This window comes from Alphaproteobacteria bacterium LSUCC0396 (assembly GCA_041228345.1).
GTDB lineage: Bacteria > Pseudomonadota > Alphaproteobacteria > Puniceispirillales > Puniceispirillaceae > UBA3439.
In genome coordinates this window covers 2,446,695-2,458,704 of the sequence record CP166131.1, presented here as the reverse complement: position 1 = coordinate 2,458,704, position 12,010 = coordinate 2,446,695, and the positions used below count along the sequence as shown (strand labels likewise).

The following is a 12,010-nucleotide window of genomic DNA, read 5'->3' as shown; positions in this document are numbered from 1 at the left end:
CTGATTATTTTTTAACCTCTACTTTGAAGGCGCACCGTCCTTGTCCAAGAAGAAGCGGAAGAACTTGCTATCCGGCGACAGCACCATTGAGGTATCCTGCTCGCCAAACGATTTGCGATAGGCTTCCATTGACCGGTAAAAAGCAAAGAATTCGGCGTCCTGACCAAAACTGTCCGCATAGATACGAATGGCTTCTGAGTCACCCGCACCGCGTGTTTCCTGCGATGTACGCTGCGCCTCAGAAATGATCACGGTACGCACCTTTTCGGCGGCTGACCGAATTTTCTGCGCTTCTTCTTCACCTGTCGCGCGGAATTCCTTGGCCTCTCTTGTGCGCTCAGATTTCATCCGGTTAAAGATGTTCTGGCTGGTCGCTTCTGGATAATCAGCACGGCGCAAGCGCACGTCAATGATTTGGATACCAAGCGATGTTACGGACTGGTTCACCTCATCACCAATCGACCGGGTAATGTCGTTACGCTGCCCCGTCAGGATTGATGCCAATGTTTCCCGGCCCAGTGCCCGGCGAACCGACGAATCGATGATCGCCTCAAGCCGTCCGCGCGCACCCGACTCATTGCGGACTGTTTGATAGAACAGCAACGGGTCAGAAATCTGATAGCGGGCATAGGCATCCACTTTCAAACGCTTCTGATCAGACAGGATCACCTCTTCGGCATCCTGCGGGATTAGGCTTAACACCCGCTTTTCGTAATAGGTGACGTCCTGAATGAACGGCAGCTTAAACGCAAGGCCAGGTTCCTGAATTGTCCGCTTTGGCTCGCCCAATTGCAGCACAAGTGCCTGTTGGGTCTGATCCACGGTAAAGGCTGAATTATAAGCGGCAAGGCCACCTACAAACAACAGCGCAACAGTCACTAAACGAAATGATGCCATGTTACTTTACCCCCGCAGACTTGTTCAGTTCTTTGAGTGGCAGATAAGGCACAACGCCGCTTCCACCGTCTTTGCCGTCAATGATGACTTTCTCAACATTCGAGAAAATCTCTTCGACAGTCTCGATGTAGATACGCTCACGCGTGACGTCTTTATTTTTCAAATAGGCCTGAAAAATCTGGTCAAAACGTGACGCATCACCAGTCGCCCGGTTGACCACTTCAGCCTGATAGGCTTCGGCTTCGGCGATCAACTTTGCCGCCGCACCACGCGCCCGCGGCACGATATCATTGCTAAAGGCTTCGGCTTCGTTCTTTAGCCTGTCGCGGTCTTGGCGCGCCCGCTGAACCTCGTTGAAGGCGTCGATAACATCGGCTGGCGGATCAACTGCCAGCAGCTGAACATCGCGCACCCGCACGCCGGCACCATATTCACTCAGCAAATCTTGTAATTGCTGGCGTGCCTGCACCTGGATGGATTGACGGCCTTCGGTCAACGCAACCTGAATTGGCGTTCTGCCGATAATTTCACGCATCACCGCCTCGGCTGTAACCTTGATGGTTTCATCCGGCTCGGCAAGGTTAAAGAGATATTCACCCGCATCCGAGATACGCCAGAAAACGACGAAATCAATATCAACAATGTTCTCGTCACCGGTAATCATCTGGCTTTCGTCAGCGATATCACGGCGTGATGACGAATTGCCAGTTACATCACGAAACCCAATCTCGATGCGGTTGTCGCGTGTTACCTCGGGCCGAAGCACTGTTTCAATCGGATAAGGCAGGTGGTAATGCAGGCCCGGCGGGCTGGTACGCACCCATTCGCCAAACCGCAAAACGACGCCCTGCTGCTGGGGGTTTACCCGGTAAAAACCAGTTGCCGCCCAGATAAGGCCAAACACAATAAGCAACAGCATGGCCGACCGGCCACCGCCGCCGCCACTCGGCATCATACGGCGCCATGCCTCGCCAAACTGGCGGATTACCGCATCAACATCCTGTGGCGGTTGACCCCCGCCACCTTGCCCCCACGGGCTGCCGCCTTTGCCGCCGCCTTGCCCCCATGGGCCACCGCCGCCGCCTTGGCCGCCTTGATTATTCCATGGCATGATGCTCTCGCTCCCTCGCCGTTTAAACTCCGCTTTGCAGCGCTTTTGGCACCGCGTCGCGGAAATTTTGGTTCACCGTCTCTAAATCTTGGCCTTGTTATCATTGCTGCTGTATCAATTACCACCCTTATCTTGCAAAACAGCTGTCAAAGGCTTATGTCACAGGTTCAATTAACGCCCCCTTTCATATTTGCATAGAAGCGGTTGATTTCAAGAATGACAAACGAATTGAACGAGAGAAAAATTACCGAAGCCCTTGCTGCTGTCCAGATGCCGGGATCAGACCGCTCAATTATTGATGCTGGTGCAGTTTCAGGGATCGTCATCAAAGATGGCCATATCGGCTTTACCATTGAGATTGATCCAAAGGATAAGGACAAAGCCGACACGCTGCGCAGCATGGCAGAAAAGGCCGTACTGGCGCTTGACGGCGTATTATCGGCAACGGCAATGCTGACGGCGCATCAGGCTGGCCCTTCAATGCCGAGTAAAGGTGATGATCGCGGCACGCCCATTGGGGCAGGCCAAAAGATGCAGGCCGAACCGCACCAGCCGGCAAAACACGTCATCGCGGTCGCATCTGGCAAAGGCGGTGTTGGTAAATCGACCACTTCGATCAATCTGGCGCTGGCATTGGCGGCGCTTGGCAAAAAAGTGGGCATTCTGGATGCTGATATTTACGGCCCATCGCTTCCACGGCTTATTGGACTGAACCGCAAACCACAAAGCGCCGACAATAAAATTGTGCCCATTGAGGCTTGGGGCCTGCAAACCATGTCGATCGGCTATCTTGTCGCCGAGGATGCGCCAACCATCTGGCGCGGGCCAATGGTGATGAGCGCCATCGAGCAGATGCTGCGTGATGTTGCGTGGGACGGGCTGGATATTTTGGTCATTGATATGCCGCCAGGCACAGGCGATGCGCAATTAACACTGTCACAGCGTGCCGCGCTGGCTGGCGCGGTGATTGTCTCAACGCCTCAGGATTTGGCGCTGATCGATGCGCGCAAGGGGCTGAATATGTTCCGCAAGGTCAATGTGCCATTGCTGGGCATTGTCGAGAATATGAGCCATTTCCTTTGCACCGAATGCGGCGCACGGCATGACATATTTGGCAATGGTGGCGCCCGCGCCGAGGCCGCCAAGCTAGGGGTACCGTTTCTTGGCGAAGTGCCGCTGGAAATGGCAATCCGGGCAACCTCAGATGAGGGTACACCGATTGTCGCCAGCCAGCCCGATAGCCCGCATGCCGCCCATTACACCGCGATTGCCGCAGCTGTTTTGCAAACGCTTGAGCGCAGCACCCAAAAGGCAGGCCCAAAAATTATTGTTGAATAGCGACCAAGCAGCGGCCAAGCAGCGGCCAAGTAGCGACGAAAAAAAATCGCCGTACAGGGTTAGAATGCCGGCTTATGCATTAGCCTAAAACAGGGGCTTTGGGGCGCTGCGCCTGATCGCGCGATCATAGCGGTACGCCGGCACGTCGTCGGTTGCGGCAATTTCGGCTTCGATTTCGATATCCCACTGGTCAGCCGGTAAATCGGGAAAAAACGCGGCATTGGCGCCGCCATCAGGCGCGGCGTCAATGACCGTTCGCTCAATCTTATGGCAATAATCCAGCCCCTGATGATAAATCTCACCACCACCAAACAGGATGATTTCCGGCCGAGCCTCGGCATTTGCCTCGATCCAGTCACGCGCCGCAATGATCGCCGCTGGCATCGTCGCAACAGCAACCGCGCCATCCGCCGCCCAATTTTGATCACGGGTCATGACGATACTTCCACGGCCTGGCAACGGCCGACCGATCGAGTCCCATGTCTTGCGCCCCATAATCAACGGACAGCCCATTGTCAGCATTTTGACCCGCCGCAAATCGTCGGGGATGTGCCAGATCAGCCCTTTACCATCACCAATCACCCGGTTTTGCGCCATTGCAACGACGGCTGTCATTTTGAGCATAGCCATGCCCCCTAAACCGCAATCGGCGCGGCAATATGCGGCGCGGCGACATAGTCAACAATCTCGAAATCTTCAAATTTAAACCCGTCAATCTGATCCGGCACATTATGGATTACAAGCTGGGGTAATTTTGTTGGCGTCCGGCTCAGCTGTGCGCGCGCCTGCTCAAAATGATTCGCATAAAGATGCGCATCGCCAAGCGTATGCACGAACTCACCCGCCTTTAGCCCGCAAATCACAGCAATCATGTGGGTCAGCAGCGCATAAGACGCGATATTGAACGGAACGCCTAGAAAACAATCGGCGCTTCGCTGGTAAAGCTGGCAGGACAGGCGGCCATTGGCGACCTGAAACTGAAACAGGCAATGGCACGGCGGCAATGCCATATTCGGCACATCGGCAGGATTCCACGCCGAAAGCATCAACCGCCGCGAGTCGGGATTGGTTTTGATCATCTCGATCAAATCGGCAAGCTGGTCAATCTCGGCACCATCAGGCGTTTGCCAATGGCGCCATTGCTTGCCATAAACCGGCCCCAGATCGCCATTCTCATCGGCCCAATCATTCCAGATGGATACCCCGTTTTCCTGCAGATAGCGGATATTGGTATCGCCACTGATAAACCAGAGCAATTCATGGATGATTGATTTGATATGCAGCTTTTTCGTCGTCAAAAGAGGAAAGCCAGCGGCCAGATCAAACCGCATCTGATGCCCAAAGACCGCCCGTGTACCGGTGCCGGTACGATCCCCCCGATCAACACCCTCGTCGAGAATCCGTTGCAATAAATCCAGATATTGCCGCATTGGCCGGCCTCACTTATTCAATTTCGCATCAGGCCCGTATCAAAACAGCCCACCGGCAGCAAGGGTTTACCCTTTGACAACCGGCACGTGCCCCGCGCCTGTAATGGATTTAAAATGGCATGGCCGCGCCGCGCCGTGCAAGCGGATAATCGGGCATTTTCTCCAGTCCACCCACCTCGATGGTTGATAATTCACCGGCAAACAGTCCGTATCGAAAAAGACTGCTTTAAAAGCGGCGTTATTAATCCTATATTAAAAATGCTGGTTCGCCAGCTATGGCGATAAACGTGCTGTGGAATAAGCAGAGCGGACCCGGGGGCGGTACCCGGCGCCTCCACCATTTTAGCCCAAATTTATGGCCAGCAAGGCCAACTTCGCGAATTCGGGCTAAAAGATTGGGGGCGAAATAGGATCGACGCATGTGGTAAAGGCAGTATTTTCGCTCGGTATGGTACCCGCCGTTATCGGGCCATGTAGTAGTTGCAAATGACAACACTGCTCCGGTCGCAATCGCAGCCTAACGGCAGCGGGAGTAACCGATCTTAAGTCCAGATCGATTGAGCTCGGTCTGGCGGGGTTTGGGGCGCACCTGGCAACAGAAGCGTTCCGCTTTACACTGGTAAACTGCTTTAAACTTGCAAATCCATGCATGACCACGCATCCAGCCTCCAAATTCGCGCCACTCATCTGACAGAATTTTTGAAAGAAAGACCGAACGCTAATGACCGACAATGATACGCTTCAAACCGGCTTGAATTATGAACTTCTGGTGGAAGATGCGCTTCGTTCGGTGGTGCGTTCATCGCTGCGGATTGTTGAAAAGGTTGGGCTACCGGGCGAGACCCATTTTTATATCAGCTTTTTGACAAATTATACCGGCGTTGAAATTGATGATCACCTGCGGGTAAAACACCCCGAAACAATGACGATTGTTCTGCAGCATCAGTTCGCCGATCTGGTCGTTGGTGAGACTGAATTTGCCGTTACCTTGTTTTTCGGCGGTAAAGCAAGCCCCATGATTATCCCGTTCGAGGCGCTCACCAGCTTTAACGATCCGTCAGTCGGGTTTGGCCTGCAATTTGGCATGGCCGACGATGATGATCATGATGATGACGATAGCGCTGATCATGGCCGCAATGCTGGCACCGACATAAGCCAAAAAGACGGCGATTTTAACGGCGATAATGATCATAGTGACAAATCGCAATCGGATGATCAGCCGCCAAGAAACAGCGATAATGGATCGGGCAATAGCGCTGATGTCGTGTCGCTTGACACCTTCCGAAAAAGACCGACTAAATAATATTTCAATGACCTCTGGCGACATGGCCCTTTGCGCCGCGCCAGCCGTCTGATTATTTGCCATTTGATATTTACAGGATTTCACCATGGCCGATTTTGCCTATAGCCCGATGTTTCCGATGAGTGCTGATACAACCGAATATGAGCTTCTATCCAGTGATCATATCCGTCTTGTTGAAATGGATGGGGAAACCTTTCTAAAGGTTGATCCAGAGGCGCTTACAATTCTTGCCGAGCGTGCCTTTACCGACATTTCACACCTATTGCGCAGCAGCCATTTAGGACAGCTTGCCGATATTTTAAAAGACCCTGAGGCCACCAAGAATGACCGGTTTGTGGCGCTGGAGATGCTGAAAAATGCGGTGATTTCTGCCGAGGGTCAATTGCCGATGTGTCAGGATACAGGCACCGCGCTGGTAACCGGCTATCGCGGCGATCATGTGCTGGTTACCGGCGATGATGGCGAGGCGCTATCGCGCGGCATCTATAACACCTACCAGAATTGTAATTTACGCTTTTCTCAACTGACCGCGCATACAATGTTTGAAGAAAGCAACACCGCCACCAACCTGCCGGCGCAGATTGAGATCAATGCCGGCAAGGGGCTTGAATATAAGTTTGCCTTTATCCAAAAGGGTGGCGGATCGGCAAATAAGGCGTTTTTGCATCAAAAGACCAAAGCTGTGTTGAACCCTGAATCCATGCGTGAATTTCTCCGCACCGCGATCCTTGAGCTTGGCACTTCGGCCTGCCCACCTTATCACCTTGCGATTGTTATTGGCGGTACTTCGGCCGAGCTGACGATGAAAACCGTCAAGATGGCGTCGATTAAGGCGCTGGATAATTTACCAACCCAGGGTAATGAGCTTGGCCATGCTTGGCGCGATCTCGAATGGGAAGCTGAGATTCTGCAGATCACGCGAGAGCTTGGCATTGGCGCGCAATTTGGCGGCAAGTATTATTGCCATGATGTGCGCGTGATCCGCCTGCCACGTCACGGCGCATCCTGCCCTATTGGCATTGGCGTTTCCTGTTCGGCTGACCGGCAGGCCTTTGCCAAGATTACCGCAGAGGGCCTGTTTATCGAAAAGCTAGAGCGCGATCCGGCGAAATTCCTTCCTGACCTGTCTGATCAGCCGGAAGACGATGTTGTGGCGATTGATCTGAACAAACCAATGAATGAAATTCTGGAAAGCCTTAGCGCGCATCCGGTTGAAACGCGCCTCGCCCTTAGCGGGCCCTTGATCGTTGCGCGTGATATTGCGCATGCCAAATTACTGGAACGCCTGAACAGCGAAGGCAAATTACCCGATTATTTCAAAGACCATCCGGTTTATTATGCTGGCCCGGCGAAAACACCCGAGGGCCTGCCATCAGGATCATTTGGCCCGACAACTGCTGGGCGCATGGATTCTTACGTTCCAACATTTCAGGCCGCTGGCGGATCCATGGTTATGCTCGCCAAGGGTAACCGGTCGCGTGTAGTGCGCGAATCATGCAAGGAAAATGGCGGTTTTTATCTGGGTTCGATTGGTGGTGTGGCAGCAAAATTGGCGCTCGAATCAATCAAAAAGGTTGAAGTGCTGGAATATCCCGAGCTTGGCATGGAAGCTGTCTGGAAAATCGAAGTCGAAAATTTTCCAGCCTTCATCGTCATGGATGACAAGGGCAATGATTTTTTTGATCTAAGCTAGATCGCCAACAAAGCGATTGCCGGTTTTCCAGGGCGTTTAAGGGTGCGGTTCTGCCTAGAAGGCAATTCTTGTCGCCGTTCCCGCATCAAGCGCCGCATCGCCACTGACGCTAGCGCCAGATCCTGCAACCCGACACCGGTACCGTCAAAGATGGTAATCTGCCGTTCATTTTTTCGGCCAGCATGATCCCCGTTGATAACCCGCCCAATTGGCACAATTGCGTCTGTGTCGACAAAACCTGCCGCCACCGCGTGCTGGGCTTCGCCAATTGTTACTGATTGAGCCACTTCATCGGTGAAAACCGCAGCGTTAGAAAACAGCTTTGGGTCAATTTCCTGTTTACCAATCGTGTCGGCACCCATCGCGACGACATAGGTTCCGGGGGTGACATGATCCGCCATCAACAAAGGCTGATTGGATGATGTTACGGTGATGTTGACATCGGCCGCCGTCATTGGGTCAGGCGTTACCGTCTAAAAAGGCAGGCCGGCCTAAACAGCGCGGCTTAGAATGCCTTGCCGCGCGCCGTAATTGGCCAAAGCGCCTCGACCTTGCCATTGCGAACACCAACATACCAATCGTGAATATTACAGGTTGGGTCACAATGACCGGGCACCAGCTTCAGCTTCTCACCAATTTTCAACACGCCATCCGGATCAGCAATCACACCATGTTCGTCGGAACATTTGATATATTCAACATCCGTCCGGCCAAACACAACCGGCAAACCGCTATCAACTGATTGAGCCTTCAGACCAGCGTCGCAAATCGCTTTATCCGCCTTGGCATGGCTCATCACAGAGGTCAGCAGGAATAGCGCATTCTGCCATTCACCCTGATCAATTCGTTTTCCTTGATTATCCAGAATACGGCCGTAATCAGCATCCATAAAGGCGTATGATCCACATTGAAGTTCATTATAAACGCCAGACTGACCCTCAAAATAATAGGATCCGGTGCCACCGCCGCCGACGATATCACATTCCAGCCCCTGCGCATTTAGCGACGCCACCGCATCCACGACCATAGCAACCGCAATATCAATCTTCACCTTGCGCTGGTTGAAGTCCTCAAGATGCTGCATTGCGCCCTGATAGGCCTGCAGACCGGCAAATTTCAACCCATCAGCCGCATCAATTGCGGTGGCGATCCTGACCACATCCTTGGTAGTCTGGACACCACAACGCCCGGCCCCGCAATCAATTTCGACGAGGCATTCGATTTCGGTGCCATGCTTTACCGCAGCCGCTGATAAATCGGCAACATTTGCCACATCATCTACACAGCAAATCGTCCGTGCGCCCAGCTTTGGCAACCGGGCTAGCCGGTCAATCTTTGCCAGATCACGCACCTGATTGGATACCAGCACATCCTTGATGCCGCCGCGCACAAACGCTTCGGCTTCGCTGACCTTTTGGCAACAAACACCACAGCTGCCACCAAGCCTTTCCTGCAACAATGCAACATCAACTGATTTATGCATCTTGCCATGCACACGGTGCCGCATACCCATTTCCTTGGCAAACTCGCCCATTTTGATGATGTTGCGTTCCAGCGCGTCAAGATCCAGCACAAGACAAGGTGTCTGGATATCTACCTCATCCATGCCAACCAAAGCCGGGATGTTATAGCCGACTTCTAGTTCTTCGACTTTTGTTTGCATATTCATTTTGTGTCTCCTAAGCCCGCAATCCAGGGCAGATTAGGGAACCGGCTTAGATCGGGTTTGGCCCACCGGTCGCCCAATCGATAAGCTGCACCGTATGCCGGACCGGCAGGCTAGGCCGGTTTAGCTGGCTGATACAGCCGATATTGCCGGCGGCGATAAGCGTTGCACCGGTTTTCTCAAGGCTCTCTATTTTACGCGCCTTTAACGCATCGGCCATGTCTGGCTGTAGGATATTATAAACACCCGCCGACCCACAGCAAAGATGTCCATTCGCTGGTTGCACAACGTCAAAACCGGCCTGACGCAATAGCCGCATCGGCAGGTCGTGGATTTTCTGCCCATGTTGCAGCGAGCAGGCCGAATGATAGGCAATCTTGCCGCGGCCACCAACTGGTGCTGGTTGCAAGACAGGCTCGATATCAAGCCCGTCCAGCAATTCAGATATATCAACGCATTTATCCGACACAGCCTTGGCAATGCCAGCAAGCTCGGCGTCATCTTTCATCATATGGCCATAATCCTTAACCATCGTTCCGCATCCCGACGCATTGACCACAATCGCATCAATCCCATCTGTTTTCATTTCGTCATGCCATGCAAGAATGGCCGCACGAACCGTATCATGCGCGCGGCTAGTCTCGCCGATGTGATGTGCCAATGCACCGCAACAATGCGCCTCAGACCGGACAACAACCTCAACCCCGAGGCGGTTGAGCACACGGATCGTACTGGCGTTAATATCCGGATCAAGCGCGCGCTGCGCGCAGCCAGCCAGCAGGGCCACGCGCTTGACTGGCTTTTGATAAGGGCGGAACACCGCATCACGCGCGCCAACCAGATCAAATGGCTTTAGCCGTGCAGGAATTTTCGTCAGTGCCGCCCGCATTGACCGCGGCATCGCCCAGCTAAATACCCGCCCTATCCGCGCCAGCGCAAGCAATGCCCGAAACCGGCCTGCATGCGGAATGATCATGCCAAGCATCCGCCGCATTGCCTTATCAGCAAATTGGCGCGGCACTAGCTTGTCCAGCTTTTCCCGGCCAATATCGAGTAGATGCGGATAATCAACTCCTGAAGGACAGGTTGTTGTACAGGACAAACAGCCAAGACAACGATCGATATGATAGCTGGTATTTACCGAAACAGTCTCCGGACTTTCCAAAACTTCACGCAACATCCAGATACGCCCACGCGGGCTATCACGCTCATCGCCAGTAATCACAAAGGTTGGACAGGTGGCAGTGCAGAAACCGCAATGAACACAACTGCGAAGAATATTGTCAGCTTCGCTGATAACCGGATCGGCAAGCTGTTCTGCGGTGAAATGAGTTTGCATAGACCTTGCCCCCTAGATGCCGTCGTGCATACGGCCAAAATTAAGCACTGACATGGGATCGAATGCCGCCTTCACCCGTTTATGCAATGCGTAATGCGCGGCGGGCAAAGGCTGGAATGGCGCGATAACCGCTTTACTATTGCCCTGATCGCGGATCAATTGCGCATAGCCGCTGCCATTCGCCGCTAACGCGGCACGCAACGCCGCGCCAAATTCGTCCCCTGACGGCCCTGCAAGCCATAATAGCCCGCCAGCCCAATCAGCAAAATAAACCAGATCAAACTGGTCTGATAAGGCCGCGATAATTGATGGTGCAGACGCCGGCGCACAGGATAATTTCCAGATATCGCCAGCGACATCCTCGAGCAGCTCGACATCGCGAATGGCCTGCCACAATGATGTGCTGGCATCATTATCAATCTCGAGGCCGCCCTCAAAAGACGTCAATAGATGCGCCGCCCGATCAGCAACCGAAACATCAATTCCCTCAAGCCGGATCACCGCCACCATTGTTGCCGAAATATCAATCCCAGCTTTGGCAGCGATTGCGCGTGGCAAAATAGCGGCCGCATTCGGTTCATGTGGGCTGGCAAAAATTGCAGCAATGCGCGCGACCGCAACGTCACTATCATCACAAGCAAATAAAATGCTGATATTCGTCTCGGGCTTTGGCAGGGTCTTCAGTGTCACCTCATCAAAAACTGCCAAGGTGCCATAGGACCCGCAAATCAATTTTGACAGATCGTAACCTGTGACATTTTTCATCACCTTGCCGCCAGATTTAAAGCGCTCGCCGCGACCAGAGATGGCATCAAACCCAAGCAGATAATCGCGCGCGGCACCTGCCGTCAGGCGGCGCGGCCCACTGGCATTGGTCGCCAGTACCCCGCCAATTGTTCCGGCCGAATTGCTGTTAAGCAGCTTGTGCAGATCAGGCACTTCAAACGCCAGCATCTGATTGGCTTTGGCGAGTACTGCCTCCACCTCGTGCATTGGTGTACCACCGCGCACCGTCAAAATTAACTCATCCGGCTGGTAATCAACGATCCCAGAAAGTCCGGACACATCCATTATCGCATCATAGCTGGCATCACGGCCAAGTGCGGCCTTTGTGCCCATGCCCCTGACAGCCAGATGCTGCTTTGCCTCGATTGCATCGGCAATCGCCGCAGCAACGTCATCAAGTCCGGCAACTTTGATCATTTTAACCCTACCCCTGTTACCGCCGCAAAC

The 12,010-nt window shown here is 53.4% G+C and carries 11 protein-coding genes and 1 other RNA gene; 4 read left to right on the top strand and 8 right to left on the bottom strand.

The genetic code is table 11. From position 1 onward, the window contains the following. Window positions 1–18 precede the first annotated feature (18 nt). The gene (gene hflC, locus AB8881_11640) at window positions 19–897 is read right to left on the bottom strand and encodes a protease modulator HflC (GenBank protein XDZ63183.1); all 879 of its coding nucleotides are present in this window, start codon (window positions 895–897) and stop codon (window positions 19–21) included. Window position 898: 1 nt separating this feature from the next. After that, window positions 899–2,008, bottom strand: coding sequence for an FtsH protease activity modulator HflK (gene hflK, locus AB8881_11635; GenBank protein ID XDZ63182.1), 1,110 nt, complete (start codon window positions 2,006–2,008; stop codon window positions 899–901). Window positions 2,009–2,224: 216 nt separating this feature from the next. Here hflK and AB8881_11630 point away from each other — a divergent pair, with 216 nt between their 5' ends. Then, window positions 2,225–3,346 (top strand): P-loop NTPase, encoded by a 1,122-nt coding sequence (locus AB8881_11630; protein ID XDZ63181.1) that lies wholly within the window; start codon window positions 2,225–2,227, stop codon window positions 3,344–3,346. An 84-nt stretch (window positions 3,347–3,430) separates the two neighbouring features. Here the strand turns inward: AB8881_11630 and AB8881_11625 are convergent, their stop codons facing one another. After that, window positions 3,431–3,970 carry a dihydrofolate reductase gene (locus AB8881_11625; GenBank protein XDZ63180.1) on the bottom strand — a complete coding sequence of 180 codons (540 nt, stop codon included), beginning with the start codon at window positions 3,968–3,970 and terminating at the stop codon, window positions 3,431–3,433. 11 nt (window positions 3,971–3,981) lie between these two features. Beyond that, window positions 3,982–4,776 carry a thymidylate synthase gene (locus AB8881_11620; GenBank protein ID XDZ63179.1) on the bottom strand — a complete coding sequence of 265 codons (795 nt, stop codon included), beginning with the start codon at window positions 4,774–4,776 and terminating at the stop codon, window positions 3,982–3,984. A gap of 221 nt (window positions 4,777–4,997) precedes the next feature. Here AB8881_11620 and ssrA point away from each other — a divergent pair. From ssrA to AB8881_11605, 3 genes are all read left to right on the top strand, one after another. After that, window positions 4,998–5,387, top strand: a transfer-messenger RNA (tmRNA) gene (gene ssrA, locus AB8881_11615). A gap of 110 nt (window positions 5,388–5,497) precedes the next feature. Then, window positions 5,498–6,079 carry an SspB family protein gene (locus tag AB8881_11610; GenBank protein XDZ63178.1) on the top strand — a complete coding sequence of 194 codons (582 nt, stop codon included), beginning with the start codon at window positions 5,498–5,500 and terminating at the stop codon, window positions 6,077–6,079. Window positions 6,080–6,164: 85 nt separating this feature from the next. Next, entirely contained in the window at window positions 6,165–7,772 is a 1,608-nt protein-coding gene (locus tag AB8881_11605; protein ID XDZ63177.1) for a fumarate hydratase, read from the top strand. Here AB8881_11605 and AB8881_11600 read toward each other — a convergent pair. The 4 genes from AB8881_11600 to AB8881_11585 are packed head-to-tail and all read right to left on the bottom strand — an operon-like array spanning window position 7,769 to window position 11,980. After that, window positions 7,769–8,227, bottom strand: a complete 459-nt coding sequence (locus tag AB8881_11600) for a hypothetical protein (protein XDZ63176.1) — start codon at window positions 8,225–8,227, stop codon at window positions 7,769–7,771. The genes AB8881_11605 and AB8881_11600 overlap by 4 nt on opposite strands. Window positions 8,228–8,277: 50 nt before the next feature. Next, window positions 8,278–9,441 (bottom strand): 3-hydroxy-D-aspartate aldolase BhcC, encoded by a 1,164-nt coding sequence (gene bhcC, locus AB8881_11595; protein ID XDZ63175.1) that lies wholly within the window; start codon window positions 9,439–9,441, stop codon window positions 8,278–8,280. Window positions 9,442–9,487: 46 nt separating this feature from the next. Next, window positions 9,488–10,777, bottom strand: coding sequence for a glycolate oxidase subunit GlcF (glcF, locus tag AB8881_11590; protein XDZ63174.1), 1,290 nt, complete (start codon window positions 10,775–10,777; stop codon window positions 9,488–9,490). Window positions 10,778–10,789: 12 nt separating this feature from the next. Then, window positions 10,790–11,980 (bottom strand): FAD-binding protein, encoded by a 1,191-nt coding sequence (locus AB8881_11585; GenBank protein XDZ63173.1) that lies wholly within the window; start codon window positions 11,978–11,980, stop codon window positions 10,790–10,792. Between the last annotated feature and the right edge of the window lie 30 nt (window positions 11,981–12,010).